General features: G+C 71.1%; 18 protein-coding genes. 3 read left to right on the top strand and 15 right to left on the bottom strand.

The window, feature by feature from the left end; translation table 11 throughout:
- Positions 1–5: 5 nt before the first annotated feature.
- The 9 genes from KDM41_05230 to KDM41_05190 all read right to left on the bottom strand — a co-directional run bounded on the left by KDM41_05230 (position 6) and on the right by KDM41_05190 (position 12,874).
- Entirely contained in the window at positions 6–1,085 is a 1,080-nt protein-coding gene (locus KDM41_05230) for a glycosyl hydrolase 53 family protein (protein MCB1182815.1), read from the bottom strand.
- Positions 1,082–2,785, bottom strand: coding sequence for an aminotransferase class V-fold PLP-dependent enzyme (locus tag KDM41_05225; GenBank protein MCB1182814.1), 1,704 nt, complete (start codon positions 2,783–2,785; stop codon positions 1,082–1,084). The genes KDM41_05230 and KDM41_05225 overlap by 4 nt, the downstream gene beginning before the upstream one ends.
- Positions 2,786–2,928: 143 nt before the next feature.
- The gene (locus KDM41_05220) at positions 2,929–5,340 is read right to left on the bottom strand and encodes a S8 family serine peptidase (GenBank protein MCB1182813.1); all 2,412 of its coding nucleotides are present in this window, start codon (positions 5,338–5,340) and stop codon (positions 2,929–2,931) included.
- Positions 5,341–5,523: 183 nt separating this feature from the next.
- Positions 5,524–6,681: a hypothetical protein gene (locus KDM41_05215; protein MCB1182812.1), complete on the bottom strand. Its 1,158-nt coding sequence runs from the start codon at positions 6,679–6,681 to the stop codon at positions 5,524–5,526.
- 188 nt (positions 6,682–6,869) lie between these two features.
- Positions 6,870–7,343 carry a hypothetical protein gene (locus tag KDM41_05210; GenBank protein MCB1182811.1) on the bottom strand — a complete coding sequence of 158 codons (474 nt, stop codon included), beginning with the start codon at positions 7,341–7,343 and terminating at the stop codon, positions 6,870–6,872.
- Between the two features lie 277 nt (positions 7,344–7,620).
- A complete protein-coding gene (locus KDM41_05205) occupies positions 7,621–9,012 on the bottom strand; it encodes a sigma-54-dependent Fis family transcriptional regulator (protein ID MCB1182810.1) in 1,392 nt (463 codons plus the stop codon).
- Positions 9,009–10,727, bottom strand: a complete 1,719-nt coding sequence (locus tag KDM41_05200; GenBank protein ID MCB1182809.1) for a HAMP domain-containing histidine kinase — start codon at positions 10,725–10,727, stop codon at positions 9,009–9,011. Before KDM41_05200 ends, KDM41_05205 begins: the two co-directional genes overlap by 4 nt.
- Before the next feature lie 36 nt (positions 10,728–10,763).
- Positions 10,764–12,263, bottom strand: a complete 1,500-nt coding sequence (locus KDM41_05195; protein MCB1182808.1) for a hypothetical protein — start codon at positions 12,261–12,263, stop codon at positions 10,764–10,766.
- A complete protein-coding gene (locus KDM41_05190) occupies positions 12,263–12,874 on the bottom strand; it encodes a penicillin-binding protein activator LpoB (protein ID MCB1182807.1) in 612 nt (203 codons plus the stop codon). Before KDM41_05190 ends, KDM41_05195 begins: the two co-directional genes overlap by 1 nt.
- Before the next feature lie 284 nt (positions 12,875–13,158).
- Here KDM41_05190 and KDM41_05185 point away from each other — a divergent pair, with 284 nt between their 5' ends.
- From KDM41_05185 to KDM41_05175, 3 genes are all read left to right on the top strand, one after another.
- Positions 13,159–13,830 carry a hypothetical protein gene (locus tag KDM41_05185; GenBank protein ID MCB1182806.1) on the top strand — a complete coding sequence of 224 codons (672 nt, stop codon included), beginning with the start codon at positions 13,159–13,161 and terminating at the stop codon, positions 13,828–13,830.
- A 152-nt stretch (positions 13,831–13,982) separates the two neighbouring features.
- Positions 13,983–15,308, top strand: coding sequence for an amidohydrolase family protein (locus KDM41_05180; GenBank protein MCB1182805.1), 1,326 nt, complete (start codon positions 13,983–13,985; stop codon positions 15,306–15,308).
- Entirely contained in the window at positions 15,308–16,528 is a 1,221-nt protein-coding gene (locus tag KDM41_05175) for an amidohydrolase family protein (GenBank protein MCB1182804.1), read from the top strand. The genes KDM41_05180 and KDM41_05175 overlap by 1 nt, the downstream gene beginning before the upstream one ends.
- A gap of 39 nt (positions 16,529–16,567) precedes the next feature.
- Here the strand turns inward: KDM41_05175 and KDM41_05170 are convergent, their stop codons facing one another.
- The 6 genes from KDM41_05170 to KDM41_05145 all read right to left on the bottom strand — a co-directional run bounded on the left by KDM41_05170 (position 16,568) and on the right by KDM41_05145 (position 21,416).
- Complete coding sequence (locus tag KDM41_05170) at positions 16,568–18,163, bottom strand: hypothetical protein (protein ID MCB1182803.1); 1,596 nt, start codon at positions 18,161–18,163, stop codon at positions 16,568–16,570.
- A gap of 75 nt (positions 18,164–18,238) precedes the next feature.
- A complete protein-coding gene (locus KDM41_05165; GenBank protein ID MCB1182802.1) occupies positions 18,239–19,333 on the bottom strand; it encodes a mechanosensitive ion channel family protein in 1,095 nt (364 codons plus the stop codon).
- The gene (locus KDM41_05160; protein MCB1182801.1) at positions 19,330–19,731 is read right to left on the bottom strand and encodes a DUF814 domain-containing protein; all 402 of its coding nucleotides are present in this window, start codon (positions 19,729–19,731) and stop codon (positions 19,330–19,332) included. The genes KDM41_05165 and KDM41_05160 overlap by 4 nt, the downstream gene beginning before the upstream one ends.
- 47 nt (positions 19,732–19,778) lie before the next feature.
- Positions 19,779–20,114: a hypothetical protein gene (locus KDM41_05155; protein ID MCB1182800.1), complete on the bottom strand. Its 336-nt coding sequence runs from the start codon at positions 20,112–20,114 to the stop codon at positions 19,779–19,781.
- Positions 20,115–20,275: 161 nt separating this feature from the next.
- A complete protein-coding gene (arsM, locus tag KDM41_05150) occupies positions 20,276–21,088 on the bottom strand; it encodes an arsenite methyltransferase (protein ID MCB1182799.1) in 813 nt (270 codons plus the stop codon).
- Entirely contained in the window at positions 21,063–21,416 is a 354-nt protein-coding gene (locus KDM41_05145; GenBank protein ID MCB1182798.1) for a winged helix-turn-helix transcriptional regulator, read from the bottom strand. The genes arsM and KDM41_05145 overlap by 26 nt, the downstream gene beginning before the upstream one ends.
- Positions 21,417–21,554 lie beyond the last annotated feature (138 nt).

Raw genomic sequence — 21,554 nt, 5'->3', positions numbered from 1 at the left:
CCGGGTCAGTCCGGGGCGCGGAACGCGTCGAGCGCGGGCAGCACTTCGCCGGCGGCGTCGAACAGGGCGCAGTCGCCCGCGCGCCAGGCCGGCACGCCGGGGGCGGCGATCCCCTCCGGCGCCCACCACAGCACCCCGCGCCCGTGGCCCCCGGGCGTCTCCCGCACCCGGCGCACGACCTCGCACAGGAAGGCCGCCTGGCCGGCGGGCGTGGCCGGGAACGGGGATGCCGCCGGCTCCGGCCCCTCCCGCCACGGCTGGGCCGTCTCCACCACGAGGACGTCGCGCCCGAACTCGGTCGCCACGACGTCGAGCGTCGCCGCCAGGTCGTCGGGCGCGCCGTGCCACCACGGGTAGTAGCTGAGCCCGACCAGGTCGTAGGGGACGTCGTGCCGTGCGAGTCCGGCCAGGAACCACCGCGTCGCCGCCGGGTCGCCGCCCGTGGCCAGATGCACCAGCAGCAGCGGCGTGCCGCCATCGGCATCCGCCCGGCGCGCGCCGCGGCCGGCCGCCCGCAGCAACGCCGCCAGCCGGACCCACGCCGCCTCGCTCCCGTCCAGCCGCCCCGCCGGCCACAGCAGGCCCGGCGTGATCTCGTTCCCCAGCTGCACGATGTCCGGCCGGGCGCCCGCCGCGGTCAGCGAGTCCACGACCGCCGCGGTGTACGACTCGACGCGGGCGGCGAGGGCGTCGGGAGCGAGTCCGCTCCAGGCCCGCGGCGTCTCCTGACGGCCGGGATCGGCCCAGGTGTCCGAATAGTGGAGGTCGAGCAGGAAGGTGGCGTGGCGGGCCTTGATGCGCGCCCCGAGCCGGGCGACCCAGGCCAGGTCCTGGCAGGCGGCCCCGTCCGGGTCGGGCGCGACGAAGAGCCGCACGCGGAAGGTGTTGCAACCGCTGCCGCCGAGGATCGCCAGCGCCTCGCCCGGCTTGCCCGCGACCGTGTACGTCACGCCCGCGTCTTCGCACAGGGGCAGCAGGGACACGTCGCCCCCCAGGAGCAGGGGCCGTTCCGCGGCGACCGCCGGCCTCGACCCGGCCAGGACGACCAGGGCCACCAGCCCCGCGCACCGGACGAACCGGCTCAACGCCCTTCGCCCGGCAGGGGGAACCAGCGCAGCGGCTCCAGGGCGGGGTCCAGGCTCACCGCGGACGCGACCGGCGCCACGGCGGCGGCGTCCCGCCAGCCGGCGACCAGTTCCTCCGCCTGGTCGAGATACTCCCGCAGCGCGCTCTCGGGCTCGGTCACGTGGTGCGAGCGGTACTGCATCTTGCCGGTGCAGTAGCTGATGTCGTGCAGGCGGAGGCTCGTGCCGCGCGGCTGCTCGCGGTGGCGCCAGATGCCGGTCTCCGGCTCGAAGTCGTAGTGGGCCAGGAAGCGCCAGCCCTCGCGCGCGATGAACTCCACGGCCCGGATGATGAAGTCGCACACGTCGTCGCTGATGAAGTAGTTGAAGTTCACGCGCACCCAGCCGGGCTTGATGCCCTCGGCGCCGGCGCTGATGGCCTCGTGGTACTTCATGCTGCGGGCGAGGTCGATGCCCAGCAGGCGGTGGCCGTAGGGCCCCGCGCACGAGCAGCCGCCCCGGGCCTGGATCCCGAAGAGGTCGTTCAGCAGGGCGACGACGAAGTTGTGGTGCAGGATGCGCCGGCCGCTGCGGATCACGAACGAGACGATCGACAGCCGTTTGGCCGCCAGGTTGCCCAGGATCTGGATGTCCGGGTTCTCCCCCCACGCCGCCACCGCCCGCTGCACGAAGCGGTGTTCGAGCGCCTCGATGTTCGCCTCGCCGACGGCGTTCTTCAGGTGGAACACGAGCCCGGCCCGGATCGCCTCGATGATGGCCGGCGTGCCCCCCTCCTCGCGGTGCTCGACGTCCGGCAGGTAGGTGTGCTTGTCGGAGCTCACGTAGGAGACGGTGCCGCCGCCCGGCACGGTGGGCACGGTGTTCTTCACCAGCGCGCGCTTGACCACCAGGAGGCCCGGCGTCCCCGGACCGCCGATGAACTTGTGGGGCGAGATGAAGACCGCGTCCTTGTAGGTCAGGCCGGCGCCCCCGTCATCGCCGTCGCGCAGGTTCATCTCGATCTTCACGTAGGGCGCCGCCGCGGCGAAATCCCAGAAGGCCAGGGCCCCGTGGCGGTGCAGCAGCCGCGAGATGCCGGCCGTGTCCGAGACGATCCCGGTCACGTTGCTCGCCGCCGAGAACGACCCGATCTTCAGGGGCCGTGCGGCGTGGTTCACGAGTTCGCGCTCGAGGTGGGCCTGATCGATGCGGCCGTCCATGTCCTCGGCGATGGTCACCACGTCGGCGATGGACTCGCGCCAGGGCAGTTCGTTCGAATGGTGCTCGTAGGGTCCGATGAAGACCACGGGGCGATCGTCCTTGGGGATGTGCGACGCCAGGTCGTACTTCTCCTCGAGGTCGCGCGGCAGGCTCAGGTTCAGGATGTCGATGAGCTTGTTGATGGCGCCGGTGGCCCCCGAACCGCAGAAGATGACGCAGTCGCTCTCGTCGCCGCCGCACGCCTGCAGGATGATCTGGCGCGCGTCCTCGCGGAAACGGGTGGTCTGCAGGCCGGTGCGCGACGTCTCGGTATGCGTGTTGGCGTAGAGGGGCAGCACCTCCTCGGCGATGAAGTCCTCGATGAACTCGAGGGAACGCCCGCTGGCCGTGTAGTCGGCGTAGGTCATGCGCCGGGGGCCGTAGGGGCCGCTGAGGGCCCGGTCGTCGCCGATGATGGCGTCGCGGATCTTCTCGACGAGGTGCTGGACGTTCGGTTCCATGGGCGCTCCGGGGACGGGTTCGCGGTGCGGCGAGGGCGCGACCATGATAAGCCCCGACGGCGCCGCGGGGAAGTCCGGTTCGCGGATGCGGCGAGGGGGCGGCCGCCGGGCCGCCCCCTGCCGTGCAGGTCCGCCGGGCGGATCTACTTCAACATGATCATCTTCCGCGTCTCGGTGAAGCCCGGCGCCTCGAGGCGGTAGAAGTACACGCCGCTGGGCCGGTCCTGGCCGTTGAACGTGAAGACGTGCTCGCCGACCCCGTACACGCCCTCGGCGAGCACGTCGACCAGCTCGCCCTTGACGTTGTACACGGCCAGGCGCACCCGGCCCTCCCGGGCCAGGCTGAAGGCGATGTCCGTCTGCGGGTTGAACGGGTTCGGCCAGTTGCGGCCCAGTCCGGTCAGCCCGACGACGCGGCCGCTCTCCGCACCGTACACGTCGCCCCCCTCGCAGCTCTGGGTGACGAGGTTGTCCCCGCTGGCGTAGTCCAGCGTCGCGTGGGTCACGTTGGTCACCGTGAAGCAGAAGGGCGAATTGGCGTAGGCCTTGGTCAGGGTCGAGAGCGTGACCCAGCCGTCGCTGCCCGTCACGCCGCTCACCGTGCCGCTGATGTCGCCGGAGTAGGTGGCGGTGACGGTCGCCGCGGCCACCGGGGCCCCGGTGTCGTCGACGACGCTCACGTCGCAGCGGCCGTAGTACTTCCGCCCGCTGAGCACCTTGTAGACGTTCATGTCGGCCACGTGCATGGTGCCGCCGCCGGCCGAGGGCTCGGTCACGGTGATGTAGCCGGTCTTGATCTCGGTGTCCGCGCCGTAGGCGTTGGTCACCGTCAGCGAGACCGTGTAGACGCCCGCCGCCGCGTAGGTGTGGTCCGGGTTCTGCACGGTGGCGGTGCCGCCGTCGCCGAAGGTCCAGGCCCAGCTCGTCGGGGCGTTGGCGCTCTGGTCGCTGAAGGCCACCACGAGCGGGTAGTCGCCGCTGGTGGGCGAGCCGCTGAAGGCCGCCACCGGCGGGTTCTCCACCGGGCCGCCGCCGCCGGCGATCGCCGCCGCCGCGTCGACCATGCCGTAGCCGCTGTAGCGGTCCCAGCCGGCGCCCGACTCGACGTTGACGATGTCCTGGGCCGTCGACACCAGCTGCGCGCGCACCTGGGCCGGCGTGTAGTCCGGGAAGGCCGACTTGATCAGGGCGCACACGCCCGCCGCGTACGGCGTCGCGCACGAGGTGCCGTTGAAGAACATGTCGTAGTTGCCCGCGTCGTAGCCGGCGCTGCCCGAGATGTCGGTCGTCGGCACGATCGTCGGGGCGATGATGTCCACGGCGCCCCGGTCGTCCTGGGTCGCCGGGCCGTAGTTCGAGCCCCACCAGCGCTCGCCGTCGCACGTGTAGCCGTTCGGATCGGCGTACACGCCGGGGTTCAGCTCGGTCGAGAGGGAACTGCTGCGCTTGCGGTCGCCGCAGGGCGAGGCCGCGCCGACGCCGATCACGTACTCGTTGATGGCCGGGTACGAGATGACGCTGTTGTTCTCGTTGCCGGTGGCCGCGAGGATCGTGCAGCCGGCGTTGTACGCGTAGGCGATGGCCGCGTCGGTGGCCGCGTCGCTGCTGATGGCCGCGCCGAGGCTCATGCTGATCACGTCCACGTCGTGGTCGGCCGCGTAGTACAGGGCGTTGGTGATCGAGGTGAAGCTCATGCTGCCGCGGCGGTCGGCCACCTTCAGCGGCATGATCGTGCAGTTGCCGGCGATGCCGACGATGCCGGTGCCGTTGTTGGCCACGGCGGCGGTGACGCCGGCGCAGCAGGTGCCGTGGCCGGCGCTGCGGCTGTCGTCCATCGGATTGGTGTCGTTGTCGCCGAAGTCGTAGCCGGCGGTGCAGCTGAGGTCCTCGTGATAGATGTCCACGCCGCTGTCGATGATGGCGATGACGACGTTCGGATCACCGTAGGTCTGGTCCCAGGCGGCCTGGGCGTTGCTGTCGAAGCCCACCGTGCCCACGGTCGGACCCGTGTGGCTGTAGGTCGACCAGTCGTAGGAGATCATCTGGGCCGTGTTGTTGTGGCCCCAGTGGTCGGCGTAGAGCGGATCATTCGGCACCGACGCCGGGAACGCGTACCAGTCCACCGTCGCGTGGGCCACGGTCGGGTCCTTGGCCAGGTCGGCCGCGAGGGCCTGCACGTCGGCTCCCGGCGCCTCGAGCAGGAACCAGCGGTCGACGCCCAGTTCGGCGGCCTTGTCCATGCGGGCCGGACGATCGTACGGCCGCGAGACCCGGACCACCCCGTCGCGCGCGAGCAGCGCGTCGACCGACGCGATGCCGGTGCGGGCGCCGGGCATCTCCGCGCCCCGGACGAAGGGCACGGCGAGCATGGCCTTCTCCACGTTGGCGGCGCGGAACTGCACGAGGACGCGCTCGGGATGGAAGGTCGCCTCCCGGGTACCCACGGCGTCGAAGCCGTTCTGGACGGGAGCGAAGGGGCGCGAGGCGGGGGCGGCGAAGACGGTGCCGGCTGCAAGGAGCAGCAGGGCGGCGAGAATGACGTACCGTGAACGCATGCGTTCTCCTGTTCGCTATTGGTGCGAGAGTGTCGAATGGAGCTCTCCCCTCCTACGCCTACTCCACACATCCGAATAGCAGCGGTGCCGACCTCCTTCCGGGATCAAATCCTACCACTACGGTAGTAATTTGTTGTCTGAGTTCATCTTATCGAATTCGAAACGCTTTTCCCAGCGAAAAAATCAGAAATTCCAGGCCAGGGAGGTGTGGGCGAACAGGCCGTCGTAGGTGTAGGTGTCGATGGTGCTTCGCTGGTCCCGCCAGCCGGCCGTCAGCTGCAGCTCCGGACCGTCCCGGTGACCGGCCAGACGCCGGCGCAACGTCGTGAAGATCTCCGCCACACTGTCGTCCCGGGTCTGTCCGGCGGGCGTGCCGGCGAAGAGCAGCGAACCGTAGTCGTGCTCGCCGCGGGAATAGCCCAGTTCGGTCCAGACCTGGAGCGGGGCGAGCCATTTCAGGACCGCCAGGGCATCCCAGCCCTGGTGGGCGTACGTGTCCAGGAGCGGACTGTCGAAGATGTCCTCGGACACGTAGTACGGGAAGTCCGACAGGGTGTGGCGCGAGTCCACCCTTACCCGCAAACCCACCCTGTCGGACACTCCCTGCGAAAATTCCAGCCGCGCCGCCGCCTGAGACGTTGAGGGGAGATTAGGGGTGCCCCAGACGGCGGACGCGGCCGAGTCGTTGTAGGTCTTCACGCCGAACCGGGCCGACAGTCCGAGCGTGGTGCGGCCCGAGAAGAACCGCTGGACCTTGAGCTGACCGTGCGGCTCGACGAAGCTCTCCTCCGGCAGCTCCCCGTAGCGCCGCAGCCGCAGCGCCCCGAAGCCGGACCAGAGCGTGTTCGTCCCCGCGTGGCGGCGGAAGGCCGCGTACGCGTACAGCTCGTGGTAGTCGTAGATCGTGTAGCCGCCCTCGTAGCGGCGCAGGGCTCCCTGCGCGCCGAGGCTCAGCGAGTGGGCCCGCGGGTCGCCCTCGGCGACGGGGCTCGTGTGGAAGTACTCGAGTCCGAGGGCGTGGCGCATGTTGCCCAGCTCGGTCTCGTTGTCGAACTGGCTCGCGTTGCCCTCGTAGCCCAGCTTGACGACATCGGGCAGCGGCCGCGACGTCGTGGGCGACGCGCCGAGCCGGGTCGAGATCCGCAGGGCCTGCGTGAGGAAGCCGGCCGGAGTCTCGCCTTCGATGCCGAGGGGATGGTCGTAGTAGCCGGTGCCGAGGCTGAAGGACCCGCTCAGGTCGCCGGCCGTCGCCCCCGTCGCCGCGCACACGATCGCCGCCAGGGCCAGCAGGCCGCCGGGGCGTCTCGTCGCGTGGGGGTGCTGCCGGTTGCGGGCGATCATCCTTCTCTTCTTCCGGGGGTGCGGAGCCCTGGGCCCCGTCGGTTCTTCATCCTGCGCTCGCGCGCCGTTTCCGTTCCCGTTCCTGCTGTTCGTCTCGTCGTTCGTCTCGTCGTGCTTCGTCGCGGCGGTTCGCCATCCGGTTCCGTGGGGGCCGGGCGGGGCCGCAGCCCCGCCCGCACCCGGCCGTCCTAGCGACGGCCCTTCCGCTGCTGCTGCACGCCGCCTTCGCTGCCGGTGCCGGTGCCGTCGCCCGTGCCGTCGCCCGTGCCCGCGCCGGGGCCGAAGGCGCCGCCGCCGGTGCCGTCGCCGATGCAATCGCCGGTGCCGTCGCCGGGACCCCAGTGGCCGCTGCCGTCGACGCCCATGGCCTTCTGCTCGGCCTGGCCGAACATCTGCTTCACCAGTTCGCCGTAGGCGTAGGCCCACTTGTACTGGTTGCCGCTGCCGGTGCCGTCCTCGGGCTTCACGTAGTCGGGATCCATGCCGTTGGGGATGCCGTCGCCGTCGGCGTCGGGGGCGAGGTCGTTGAACCCGTCGCCGTCCTCGTCGATGAACTGGCAGACGCCGTTGCCCTGTCCGGGTCCGAAGTCCTGGGCCTGGGCCGCCGCCGCGAACAGGATCGTCAGCGCGGCCAGCGAAATCATGATGGTCAAGTGCTTCATCTCAGTGCCTCCGTTGGGCGGTTGCCATGATCTCCCCATGCTCACACCGGCCCCTCTGCAACCGACGGACCATGCCGACCGCACCGACCCGACTTTTCTGCAACAGAAACGATCACATGAAGTTACACGACATCTCCCAGCGTACCGATTCGTGAACCTGCCGGGACGGTTCGCAGTTTCCTGCGGGCCTGTGCCCCCGCCGGCGCGGAACTCCGCGAGAAAACGAAGCGCCCCGCGGAGGGTCCGCGGGGCGCGCGAGCTGCCGTTCGCCTGGTGCTCAGCCTTCGTCGTCGTCCCTCCACTTGCCGAGCTTGTAGCGCAGTCCGCTCTCGGTCAGGCCCAGCCGGCGGGCCGCGCTGCTCTGGTTGCCGGAAAAGGCCGCGAGGGTTTCCAGCACGATCTTCTTCTCGAGCGTCTCGAGCCAGCGCGGCAGGTCGCCGCCGACGCTCTCCCAGCCCGGCGCGCCGTCGCCGTTCGGGGCCGCCGGCCCGCGCCGCGCGGTGAGAGCCGCCGGCAGGTCGTCCGAGTGGACCACCTCGCCCCGCGTCATGACCACGGTCTGTTCGACGATGTTCTCGAGCTCCCGCACGTTGCCCCGATAGGCATGCCCCATGAGGGCGGCCATGGCCTCGGCGCTGAAGGTGCGGGCCGGCCGTTCGTAGCGCGTCGCGTAGCGGGCGAGGAAGTGCCCCGCGAGTTCGGGGATGTCCTCCCGCCGTTCCCGCAGCGGCGGCAGCTCCAGGTCCACGACGTTGAGACGGAAGAAGAGGTCCTCGCGGAAGGCGCCTTCGCGCACGCGCGCCTCGAGGTCGCGGTGGGTGGCGACGACGACCCGCACGTCGGCCCGCTGCACGGTGTCGCTGCCCACGGGCGTGTACTCCCGCTCCTGCAGGAAGCGCAGCAGCTTCACCTGCACCCCCGGCGAGACGTCACCGATCTCGTCGAGGAAGAGGGTTCCGCCCGCCGCCTGGGCCACCCGGCCCGGACGGTCGCGATCCGCGCCGGTGAACGCCCCCCGCACGTGCCCGAAGAGCTCGCTCTCGAGCAGCGTCTCGGGCAGGGCGGCGCAGTTGACCGGCACGAACGGCCCCTCGGCGCGCGGACTCAGGTCGTGCAGCGAGCGGGCCAGCAGCTCCTTGCCGGTGCCGCTCTCGCCCCGCACGAGCACCGTCGCGTCGGTTTCGGCCGCCCGGGCCGCCCGGTCCAGCACCACCGCCAGGGCGCGCGACGTGCCCCGGAGCCGGAAGCCCGCCGACGTCTCGGCCAGGCGCCGCCGCAGCACCTTGTTCTCGCGCACGAGATCGCGCCGGGCCAGGGTCCGGTCGATGACGACCTCCAGCTGGTCGAGGTCCAGCGGCTTGGTGACGAAGTCGGCGGCGCCCTGGCGCATGGCCGCGACGGCGCCCTCGATGGTGCCGTAGGCCGTCATCAGGACCACGTCGACGTCCGGGCGCGTCTCCCGCAACCGGGCCAGCAGTTCGTCGCCGGACAGGCCGGGCATGCGCAGGTCGCTGAGCACGAGATCGACGGCCGCGTTGTCCAGCCGGGCGAGGGCCTCCTCGCCGCCGCCGGCCTCGAGCACGTCGTGGCCCCAGCCGGCGAGCACCTGGGCCAGGGTCTCGCGCTGGCGCCGCTCGTCGTCGACGATCAGGATCGTGCCCCGTCTCATGTCTCCGTGTCCTTCCGTTCGCCGCCGCCGCGGTGGCGGGGCAGACGCACCACGAAGCGGGCGCCCCGGCCGTCGAGGCCCGGTTCGGTGTCCAGCTCCAGGCTGCCGTCCATGGCCGCGACCATCTGGGCGGCCAGGCTCAGGCCCAGACCCGTCCCCTCGGGGCGGGTCGTGTAGTAGAGGTCGAAGATGCGGTCGCGATCGGCCGCCGGCACGCCGGGCCCGTCGTCGGCGACGACGATCTCGGCCATGTCACCGGCTCCGATCAGCGAGACGAGCACCTTGCCGCCGGGGCCGACGGCCGCCGCCGCGTTGCGCAGGAGGTTCTCGAGGATCTCGATGACGAACTGGCGGTCCACCTCGGCCGTCAGACCCGGGGCGTAGGCCGAGAAGGTCGGGCCGCCGGGCCCTGCCGCCGCCGCCTGCAGGTCCGTCACCTCGCGCACCACCGCGGCGAGGTCGAGTTCCTCGCAGATGGGTTCGCGCGGCTTGGCGAACTGCAGGAACTGGCGCACGATCTGCTCGATGCGGGCGCTCTCGTCGCGCACGTGGGTCACCTGCTGGCGCACGTCGTCGGGCAGGTCGGCGCGGCGGCCGAGCACCTGCGCCAGCATGTGGATGCTGTTGAGGGGATTGCGGATCTGGTGGGCGACCCCCGCCCCCAGCGACCCCATGGCCACCAGCTTCTCGCGGCGCCGCGCCTCCACCTCGTGGCGCTGCAGCTCGGCGCTGATGCGCGCCACCTCCGAATCGAGATGACCCTGACGTTGCCAGGCCCACGTCAGGGCCGAGACGAGGGCCAGCCCCCCCAGCAGCACCGCCAGCCGCATCACCGCCTGGCGCCGCGTGTCGGCCCGCATGTCGGCCAGAAGCTGTCCGTCGAGACCGACCCGCAGCCAGACCGGCTGCGCACCCAGCGCCACCTTTCGCGACACCTCGAACACCACGCCCGCCGCGGACTCGTACTCGCGGCTCACCCAGCGGGCGCCCTCCTCCAGGGGGGCCAGGAACGGCGCGTCGAGGGTGAGCGGGTAGTCGAGGTCGGCGGTCGAGGCGGCCTGGATGCCCGTGCGGTCCTGGATCACGATGTAGCGGAACGCCGGCCCCTCGCCGAGCGACCGGATCAGGTGCCCCGGCCCGAGGTCGCGCCGGGTGGCGTGGAGCGAGTCGGCCGTCACGTTGACGACGATGGCGCCGCCGCCGGGCCGCGCCGACCCGGCCACGAGACGCTGCTCGCCCGGTCGGGCCGCGTCGCGGAAGCCGTGGACCCGGAACGGCTCGCGGCCGTCGAGCAGCGGGGCGAGGAAACCGGCGGGCAGGCGCAGGTCGCCGGCGCCGCCCCCTCCGGGCGGATCGTGGCTCGCCCCTTCCAGGCGGCCGTCGGGCCCGAAGACCAGGATCCGGTGCAGCCCCATCGTCGCCGCGAAGCCGCGCAGCCGTTCGCGGTCCAGGCCGCCCTCGGCGTCGAGCCAGGCCAGCCAGAGGGCGTTGTTCACGAGCCGGTGCTCGACTTCGTCCCGCCACGAGTCGAAGGTCGCCAGACCGTGCTGGCTGGCTTCGGCCACCAGGTCGGCGATGGCCCGCCCCTGGCTCTCCATCATGTCCTGGAGATGGTCGACGCGGCGCCGGGCGTCCCACTGGAAGACCAGGATGACGACGGCCACGATGACCAGGGCGGCGAAGAGGAAACGGATGCGGCGGTGCGGAGCGGTCATGGCCGGGGCCGGGGCTGCCGGGCGCGGCGCCCCACCTCAGAAGACCCGGCGGGAGACGAAGGTCCAGTCCCCCGCGTCGACCGCCACGCCGGCGATCGTCTCGGTGTGCAGCGGGCGGCCGTCGTACCCGAGCAGTTCGACCTGCAGGTCGTACGTCCCCGGCGGCAGGCTCAGACGCACCAGGTGCAGGTGCTCGGGCAGGGTCAGCCAGGAGCGCGTGTCGGCGCTCTCGGTCACCGCGCCGAAGATGTTGGCCGCGAGCTTGGCCCAGTCGCCGCCGGCCTTCTCGGCCCCGCGGCTGGCCAGGTACTTGGTCAGGCCGCGCAGGATCGTCTTGAAGAAGATGGTGGGCTTCTCGGCATCGAACGTGAGGCGCGCCTGCCGGCTGAGGTTCTCGACCCGGTGCGAGACGGCATGCCCCGCCGCGGTGCCGGCGCTCACCCGCGCGGCGGCCACCGGACCGGGCCGCCCGTCCTGCAGTTCGGGCGCGGCCACCGAGACCCAGTACTCGACCTTCCGCCCCTTGACGAAGGCCTGGGTGTTGCCCATCCCCGCCCAGATCTGCCACGACCAGTAGTTCGGATCGTCGTAGGCCTCGCTCTCGAAGACCGGGAAGTCGAAGCGCACCTGGGTCTTCTCGGGCACGAAGCCCGTCTCGAGCATGAGCACGACCTCGCCCTCGCCTCCGCGCCAGGCGGCCAGCTTCTCGTAGTCCTCGCGGGTGACGGGATGGCCGTCGTCGTCGACGTCGCGGAAGACATCCGGACAGCTCGCCCGCAGCTGGTCGAGTTCGGCCCGGAAGCCGAGACGGGCGCCGACCCGGGTCAGGTCGCGGCCGAGCTGGGGCGGCACCTCGGTCTGCAGCAGGCCGTGCGACTGCTGGTAGGCCACGGCGGCGTTGCGGTAGGCCACGAAGGCGTCGTTCAGTTCGCCGTCCCAGTCGTACACCATGCCGCTGTAGTAGTGCAGGAAGGCGTTGTTGCGGATGCGCTCGAGGGCGTCGCGGTCCTCAGCGCGCAGGCCGTCGAGCGTGGCGTCGACGTACTTCGAGAGCTGCAGGCTCGCGCGGCGGGCCTCGACCTGGGCCTCCTCGCGCTGGCCGAGGTAGGTGTAGTTCAGTCCCTTGTAGTAGGGCACCATCGCCATCTCGAAGGGGCGCGGCCGGTAGCTGATGGCGTTGTCGTTGGAGATGAGCGAGAGCGCGCCCTCGCTGATGGACCTGGTGTAGAGATCGTCGGCCGTGCGCTCGGCCGCGGCGAAGGCCTCGTTGCTCTCGGCGAATCGTCCGGCGTAGTGGAGGATCAGGCCGCGTTCGAGGTAGTACAGGACGCGGTCCTTCGACCCGGCCTCCTTCTCGACCGTGGCCAGGGCCGCGTCGTACTGGCCGCCGGCGAACTGGGGCCGCAGGTCCTTGAACTTGGTGGTGTAGGTCGCGCAGCCCGACTGCACGAGCACCACGAGCAGGACGGCCGCCAGGGCGGCGGCCCTCCTGCCGCGGCACGCGTCGTGCGGGATGCGCGGGAACGGACGCATCATCAGGGCTTGTACTTGCCCTTGCCGACGAACTTCTTGATCTTCTCGAAGCCCGCCCAGACCTTCGTGTTGTCCTCGAGATCGACCAGGTAGGCGTCGACCTGGTAGTACTTCACCTGGTCGCCGCCCTCGGTGTCGAAGAGGGCGTTGATCTCGCCGATGAGCATGTAGTCGGCGCCCTTCTCCTTGCCCCACTGCTTCATGGTCTCCGGCGACGAGAACTCCTGCTGGTCGGCGCGCTCGCCGCGGACCTCGTCGCGCTCCTCGGCCGAGGCCACCACGCGCACGCGGCCGCCGTTGATGAAGTTGCGCTCGAGATCGGCGATGAAGGTCTTCACCGGGATGTGTTCGGGCGTCTTGTTGCGCACCGTGCCCACGATCAGGTAGGGCTTCTTGCCCTTCTCCGCCCGGAAGTCCTCGACCCAGGGGCTGGCGGTGATCTGGGTCGTCAGGGCCGCCGACACCTGCTGGCTGTCGATGTCGTTCCATTCGCCGCTCAGGTCGATCTGCTCCTGCACGTCGGTGCGGGTGACCTGCTTGCCCCCGCATCCGGCCAGGACCAGGACCGCCGCCAGGGCGATCAGGGTCGTCATGTTCAGGTATCGCTTGTTCATCGGGTTGCCTCCTTGGTTCCCGTCATCGCGTTCGCATCTCGCTGTGGTCGCGGCCGCGGGCGGCCTCAGGGGCCCGCGGCCGGCGGTGCCGGATTTCTCCCCCGGACGGTCGGCCGACCGTCCCGGCGAAGACTACCCCACGACCCCGTCCCGGTCCCAGCACTAATTGCCTGCCATCGGTCGCCGCGTCCCGGACTTGAATGGGATCGACAAGCCGGACCGGTCCGGCTAGGATACCGACGTTCGACGCCGACCGTTCCCACATCCTCCCGGAGGGATATGACATGAGATTCCCGCAAGCGATCACGGCCGTCGCGGCCCTCGCCAGCCTGCTGATCCCGGCCCTGGCCTCGGCCCAGGCCTCCCGGCCCCCCATCGAGGTGAGCGCCACCTACGGCAGCATGTGGGGCGGCAACATCGAGACCTACCAGGGCAAGCTGCGCACCGGCACCGGCGGCGCCCTCGGCATCGCGGTCGACGTGCCCATCCGGCCCGGGATGTGGGTCGAAGCCGGCTACACCCGCCAGGACGGCAGCCTCGACTGGGATCCGCGCATCGGCAGCAAGTTCACCCTGTCGAACATGTCGGTGAACTTCTGGCACATCGGCACCGTGCGCGCCCTCGGCCGTCCGGGCAGCCCGGTGATGCCGTTCGTGACGGGCTCCCTGGGCGCCACCTACTTCTCCCCGAGCGAGGCCACGGCGGTCATCGACGGCGACACCTACGACCTCGAGGGCCTGACGAAGTTCTCGGTCGCCTTCGGCGCCGGCTTCAAGGCCTACTTCGGCGAGGCCAAGAAGGTGGGCCTGCGCGGGCAGTTCAAGGTCTACAGCACGATCTTCGACGCGGGCGGCGGCGTGTGGTTCGGCCCCGGCGGCGTGGACATCGGCGTTTCCGGCTCGGGCATCTGGCAGTTCGAGGCGGCCGGCGGCCTGACGGTGAAGTTCGGCGGCTGATCCGCATGGCCCGCAGGCGCGACGGAGGCCCGGCCCGGTGCCGGGCCTCCGCGCGTACCGGTCCGGGCCTTTGCGGTGGTAACGAATATCAGAATCAAGTATCCTCGCTCCCGTTCACCCCGCAAACCGACCGCAGCCCGGAGGCCCGCCCGATGCGCCTGCCCCTCGTCCTTTTGCTTCTCCTGACCGCCGTCCTGACCGCGCGGCCGGCCACCGCCGCCCCCACGGCCTTCGTGGGCGCCCGCCTGATCCCGGTCGACGGCCCCGAGATCCCCGCCGGCGTCCTCGTGGTCGAGGACGGGCGGATCCGCGCCATCGGCTCGGTCGACGACATCGGCGTGCCCGGCAACGCGACCCTCGTCGACGTGTCCGGCCGGGTCATCATGCCCGGCCTCGTGGACACCCACAGCCACATCGGCGGCTTCCGCGCCGCCGACGACAGCGGCCCCATCCAGCCCGGCGTGCGCATCCGCGACGGCCTGAACGTGTTCGACTCGGGCTACCGCCGCGCCGTGGCCGGCGGCCTGACGACCCTGAACGTCATGCCCGGCAGCGCCTATCTCAGCAGCGGCCAGACCATCTACCTGAAGATGCGCCGCACCGGGCCGGGCACCCGCGTCTTCACTCCCGAGGACCTGGCCTACCTCGACGCCGACGGTCGGGTGATGGGCGGCCTGAAGATGGCCAACGGCACCAACAGCCGGCGCCAGGCGCCCTTCCCGGGCACGCGGGCCAAGTCGGCCTACCTGGTGCGCGAGAAGTTCATCGCCGCCCAGGAGTACGGGGCGAAGGTCGCGGCGGCCGACGGCGATCCGGCCAAGCTGCCGCCGCGCGACCTCGACCTCGAGACGCTGGTCGAGGTGCTCGCCGGCCGGCGGGTCGTGCACCACCACACCCACCGGGCCGACGACATCATGACCGTCCTGCGCCTGCGCGAGGAGTTCGGCTTCAAGGTCGTCCTGCACCACCTGAGCGAAGGCTGGAAGGTGGCCGGGCAGATCGCCGCCGCGGGCGTCGGCTGCAGCATCATCACCGTCGACAGTCCGGGCGGCAAACTGGAGGCCGTCGACCTGAAGTTCGAGACGGGCGCCGTCCTGGCCCGGGCCGGCGCGCTGATCGCCTACCACACCGACGACTGGATCACCGACAGCCGCCTCTTCCTGCGCTCGGCCGCCATGGGTGTGCGCGGCGGCCTCGACCGTGAGACGGCCCTGCGCTCGGTCACGCTGAACGGCGCGATCATGCTCGGCCTCGACGACCGCATCGGCAGCCTCGCCAGGGGCAAGGACGCGGACTTCGTCATCCTCGACGGCGACCCCCTGAGCACGTACACCCGGGTGCTCGAGACCTGGGTCGCCGGCGAGAAGGTCTTCGACATCGACGACGCCGACGACCGCCTGCACGCCGAAGGCGGACAGGGCGCCGGCAAGGACACCGAGCCCTTCCTCTGCTGCTACGAGAACGGAGGCGAGTCGTGATGAAGCTCTTCCTGAACCTGACCGCCGCCGTCCTGCTGGCGGCGCCCGCCGCCGCCCAGGTGGCGGTGCGCGGCGGCACGGTCTACCCCGTCTCCGGCGCACCCATCACCGACGGCGTGGTCGTCGTCACCGACGGCCGCATCGCCGCCGTCGGCCCCGCCGCCGAGATCACGATCCCCGCCGGCTACGAGGTCCTCGAGGCCGCCGTGGTCACGCCCGGACTCGTCGACGTGCACGGCACGGTCGGCCTGACCGGCATCTTCAACCAGGCCCACGACCAGGACCACCTCGAGACGTCGGAGAAGATGCAGCCCGAACTGCGGGCGGTCGACGCCTACAACCCCCAGGAGGCGCTGGTGGCCTGGGTGCGCAGCTTCGGCGTGACGACCGTGCACACCGGGCACTCCCCCGGCGCCCCCATCTCGGGCCAGACCATGGTCGTCAAGACCCGCGGCGCCACGGTGGACGAGGCGGCGCTGCAGCGGGAGACGGCGGTCGCCGTGACGCTGACCCCGCCCGCCGGACCCTTCGGCGGCAGCAAGATGTTCACGACCCGGGCCAAGACCGTGGCCCTGCTGCGCCAGGACCTGATCCGGGCCGACGAGTACCGCCGCCAGGCCGCGCGCGCGGCCGACGACGACGAGGTCGAGGCCCCGGCGCGCGACCTGCATCTCGAGTCGCTGGTGAAGGTCCTCGACGGCGACCTCGCCCTGATGGTGACCGCCCACCGCACCCGCGACCTGGTCAACGCCCTGGACCTGGCCCGCGAGTTCGACGTGCGCCTGTGGCTGGACGGCGCCGCCGAGGCCCACCAGATCCTGCCCGCGATCCGCGAGTCCGGCGTGCCGGTGCTGCTGCATCCGACCATGATGCGGGCCTTCTTCGAGACGGAGAACGCGAGCATGGAGACGGCGCGCCTGCTCCGCGAGAGCGGCATCCCCTTCGCGATCCAGAGCGGCTACGAGGGCTACGTGCCCAAGGTGCGGGTGATCCTGTTCGAGGCGGCGGTGGCCGCGGCCCACGGACTCGGCACCGCTGCGGCGCTCGAGGCCATCACCCTGGCGCCCGCCCGCATCCTCGGCCTCGACGACCGGCTGGGTTCGCTGGAGGTGGGCAAGGACGGCGACCTCGCCCTCTACGACGGCGACCCCTTCGAGTACGCGAGCCACTGCACGGGCGTGGTGATCGAGGGCGAGGTGGTGTCGCGGGACGTGCGCTGACCCCCCTCGCCATCGTCGAAACGGAGGACGGCCCCGGCGCTATTCGGCGCAGGGGCCGTTCTCGGTGATCTGGACCGACTGCACACCCTGCCAACCGGCCACCAGGCCCGCCGCGACGCACTGGTCGAGCGCCGGGTTCCCGGCGATCTGCACCTGCGGGACGGCGAGGTCGGCGGCGAAGGCGCCGATGGCGACCAGGGATTCGTTGGCATAGACCCGGAGCTGGCTGCGCAGGACCGCGAGATTCTCCAAACCCGCCAGCGAGGTCAGCGCCGCGTTGGCGCTCAGGACCAAAGCGCCCAGTTCCGTGACCTGCTCCAGGCCCGCGAGCGAGGTCAGGCCGTCCATGTCCATCAGCGCGAGCTCCAGCTGCGGCGGCAGGTCCGAGACGCCGGCGAGGCTCGTCAGCCCGTCCAGCGCGTTCAGCTGCAGGAAGCGCAGGGTCGCCGGCATCTGCAGGCCGTCCAGGCCGACCACGCCGGGCAGATCGCGCAGGGTCAGGGTCTGCAGGGCCGTGGCCCCGGACAGCTCCGCGACGCCGGCCACGAGCGGGCAGTGCCCGACCGACAGGTTCTGCAGCCGGTCGGACAGGGGCAGGTCGGCCAACCGCGCCAGCCCGTCGCAGGCGAAGACGACGATGCCGAGCGGGGCGGTCCCTGTCCAGGCCGGCATCTCCGCGAGCAGGGGCAGGTTGCCCAGGCTCAGGTTCCGCAGGCCCGGCAGTTCGGGCAGGCCGGCGAGGGTCGTCAGGGCGGAGAGTTCGTCCAGCTCGAGGACTTCCAGCCCGGACAGGTCCGTGAAGCCCGAGACGTCGGTCAGCAGCGCCGCGCGGTTCACCGAGAGGACCGCCAGGCCGGGCGTCGCGCCGACGGCGCCGCAGCGGGCGAGTCGGGGAGCACCCGTGACGATCAGGCTCGCCAGCGAGGACAGCCCCGACAGGTCGCCCAGTTCCTCGAGATTCGCCAGATCCATGGCCCGCAGTTCGGCCAGGTTGGGCGCACCCGGCAAGGCGAAATCGCGCACGCCCGGCATCCCCGTCAGCTCGAGCCGCTCGAGCGCCGGCATGGTCCCCAGCTGGGCCGGCGTCGCCGCGGCGTGCCCCGCCCGCAGAATGAGATGCCGCAGCGAGTCGAGCCCCGCCAGGGCCGACAGATCGGCCAGGGCGGGGTTGCCGTTGATCTGCATCCGGCGCACGCCGCTCAGGTCGCCCAGACCGGAGACATCGCCCAGGACCGCGTTGCTGCTCAGGGAGAAGGTCTGGGTGGGCCGCACGCCGCCCAGACCGTTCAGGTGCGTCAGGAGCGGGTTGCCCCCGATCTCGACGATCGGGATCTCGCCCCGCAAATCGGCCAGGGGGGCCAGGCTCGTCAGCCGGGCGTTGTCGAAGATCCGCAGGGATTCGCCCACCTGCACCAGCCCGGCCAGAGGCGCGAGGGAGACGATGTCGTCGCTGGGCCCGATGGTCAGGGCTCCCGAGACCTCGCGCAGGCCGGCCTGGGCGTCGACCTCGGCCTGGGTGGTCAGGTGCAGGAACCCCGGCACGGCGCTCGGGCCTGCCGGATCGTCCCCGCAGCCGGCCAACGTCACCAGGGCGCATGCGCACGCGCACGCGATCAGGCACATGATCCTGTTCATGGTTTCTCCACAGTCCCAGGGGTGGGTCCGGATACGGCGCGAGGCTCCCCCTTGCCGCCGCAGACTGAGTCTACGTCAGGCGTCTGGTCTTGACAAGCCCTGTTCACCCGCCGGCCACGAGCGGATGTGCAGATCGCGCTGCGGGAAGGGGATCTCGATGCCGGCCGCGGCCAGCGCCTTGTACACGCGCGTGTTCAGCTCGTCGATGAGGCGGCCCCGGTACACCGGATGCTTCACCCAGACCAGCACCTGGAAATCGAGGCCGGAGGCGCCCATGGCAGAGAAGCGGACCACGCCCGGCTGGTCGTCGGCGCCGTTCTCCAGCCCGACCGTGCAGGCGCCGAGGACCTCGCGCACCCGGTCGACGTCGCTGCCGTAGGCGACCGAGACGTCGACGCGCACCCGCATGTGCTGCGACGGCCCGCTCGACTCGTTGACGATCTTGGCGTTGCCGATGACGGCGTTGGGCACCGTGACCTCGACGTTGTCCCGGGTGAGCAGGCGCGTCGAGCGCATGCCGATCTCCGTGACCACGCCCCGGGTGTCGCCGTCGATGATGATGTACTGCCCCACGCGATACGGGGCGTCGGCCAGGATGAAGACACCCGAGAAGAAGTTGGCGAGGGTGTCCTTGGCCGCGAAGCCGACGGCGATGCCGACCACGCCGGCGCTGGCCAGCCAGCTCGTCAGGTTGATGCGCCACGCCGACATGATCAGGTAGGACATGACCGCGAACAGCAGCACCTTCAGCACGAACCGGACCAGCGGCAGGGTCTGGGGCTGGATCCAGTTGGTGCGGTCGGCGTTCTCGCTCAGCCGGCCGAAGAAGAGATTGCCCCCCCGCAGGAAGACCTGGCCCCAGATGAGGACCATCAGGGTCACGGTGATCGCCACGACGATCCGGTCGACACGCGGATCGAGGACGAAGTCGCTCACGGCCACGTTCACCCCCTGCAGGATGACCGTGCGGAAGATGGCCGGGCCGAGGAGGTCGACGAGCTGATCGTCGATGTCCGACGAGGTGCGCCGGGCCAGCCGGCGCAGGAGCGGCACGAGCACGAGGCGGGCCAGCAGCGCCAGCACGACCGCACCGGCGACGATGGCGCCCAGGCGCAGATAGGGATCGGTGGTCAGGGAATCGAGCCAGGCGCCGGTCAGCAGTTCGCTCACGGATTCTCCTCGGGCAGCCCCGGCCGCACGTTCAGCACCTTCTCCTTGCGGATCTCCACGGTGCCGGGCTTGGCGCCCCGGGGCTTGGTGACGTAGCGGGCGCGCGTGGCGCTGACCGCCACCTGGCGGGCCTCGCGCTTCTTGCTGTGCCAGGCGGCGATGGCCGCGGCGGCCTTCACCGTGGCGTTGTCCGGCTCCTCGCCCGCCGGCACCTGCAGCACCACGTGGCTGCCGGGCAGGCCCTTGACGTGGAACCACCAGTCGTTGGCCTTGGCGATCTTCAGGGAGAGGCGGTCGTTGTCCTCGTCGGTGCGACCGGCCAGCACGATCCAGCCGCCGGGCAGCTTGTACTCGAAGAGCTTCGGCGCGACCTTCTCGGGACGGGGCGGTCGGGGCATGCGGACTCCGGACGGGCTGCGGGTGACGGCCGGCGGCGCCCGCGGGCTCAACCGGAACCGAGCGCCAGGATGAGCAGCGAGAGCACGCCCACCACGATCAGCGAGCGGTTGTAGTGCACGCCGCGCTCGAGGTGCTCGACGAGATTGATCAGGAAGCCGACGACGCACACGGCCAGCGCGATCTTCAGCAGCAGCGGCCCCGCTGCATCCCCGCCCGTCCGCCCGTCGCCGACCATGGCGCCCCAGCGGCGGTCGAGGAACGTCTCGCGCCCCGGGCGGTGCGACCACACGAGGAGCCGGGATCCGAGCAGCAGCGCCCAGACGCCGATGCCCAGGACCTGGACGAAGTGGGCCAGGCCGGTTTCCGGTTTGGGCAGGGTCATCACGCGACCTCCCGTTCCGGGCGAGTCCGACGGCCGTCCTGCGACGGCCCCGTCAAGTTAGCCGCTGGCGCGCCCCTTGCCAAGCCGTCCCCGGCGTGATTCCGCGGGGGCGACGGGGTTCCGCGCGGCGGCCTGACGCCACCGCGCCGCACCCGCCGCCGCTAGGCGCCGGCGGCCCGACGCCCCGTCACGGTGATGCTCAGGATCTTCACGCCCGAAGCGGCGAACGCCGCCGCGCCCTCGACGCCGAGCACGTTCTCCACCACGCCGTCCGGCAGGGTGATCTCGCGGCGCTTCTGCACGGCCACGTCGACCAGGCCGGCCGCCGCGACGGTGGCCAGGTACTCGTCCTCCTGCTGGGCCCCGGCCACGCAGCCCACGTAGAGCAGGCTGGCCTCGGCGAGAGCCGGCGGCAACGTGCCCGCGAGCACGACGTCCGAGATGGAGAAGCGACCGCCCGGCTTCAGCACGCGGTGGATCTCGGCGAAGGCCTTGTCCTTGTCGGGCACGAGATTCAGGACGCAGTTGCTGACGACGAGGTCGACCACGGCGCTCTCCAGCGGAATGTCCTCGATCTCCCCGTGGACGAATTCGACGTTGGTGCGGCCGAGGCGGGCGGCGTTCTCCCGCGCGCGGTCGACCATGTCGGCGGTCATGTCCAGGCCGACGACCCGGCCGGTCGGGCCCACGAGCGTGCTCGCGATGAAGACGTCGTTGCCGGCGCCGCTGCCCAGGTCGAGCACGGTTTCGCCGGGCCTGATGAAGGCGTCCTCGGTCGGCAGTCCGCAGCCGAGTCCGAGGTCGGCGTCGGGCACGTAGCCGTCGACCTGCTGGTAGCCCTTGCTGAAGCTGATGCCGGACAGGTTGTCGCAGTCGCCGGCGGGTCCGCAGCAAGAGCCGCCCGTGCGGGCGATCTCGCCGTAGCCGTCGGTCACCATCTTCTTGATCTCAGCAGCATCCGGTTTCGGGGTCATCGTTCTCTCCTCGGAGGGTGCACGGGGACATGGCCCCCAGCAGCGTGGTGAAGGCGGCCACGGCGCGCTCCAGCACCACCGGGTCGATGCAGTAGCACCGTCGCGGCCCGCTGATCTCGCCCTGGATCAGGCCCACCCGGCGCAGCTCCTTCAGGTGCTGCGAGACGGTGGCCTGGGCCAGAGGCAGCTGCTCGACGATGTCGCCGCACATGCAGCCCGGGGTCGCGGCCAGGATCTGCAGGATGCGCAGCCGGGCCGGATGGGCCAGGGCCTTGGCCGTGTCGGCCAGGGCCAGCAGATCGGTCGGGAACACGCTCGGGGTCGCCATGGGAGTCCTTTCATCGTAGATCGTAAATATACGATACAACTTTCCGGCCGCCACGCATTTTATTTAAAAATTCTTTAGTTTTTTTGATGTTTTATGATACAATCAAGTCCTCGCGGCGGGAATCCGTGCCCGCCGAGG

It is taken from the genome of bacterium (assembly GCA_020440705.1).
Classification (GTDB): domain Bacteria; phylum Krumholzibacteriota; class Krumholzibacteriia; order LZORAL124-64-63; family LZORAL124-64-63; genus JAGRNP01.
Note: the sequence above shows the minus strand (reverse complement) of the source record. Positions and strands in the feature narration are given on the sequence as shown.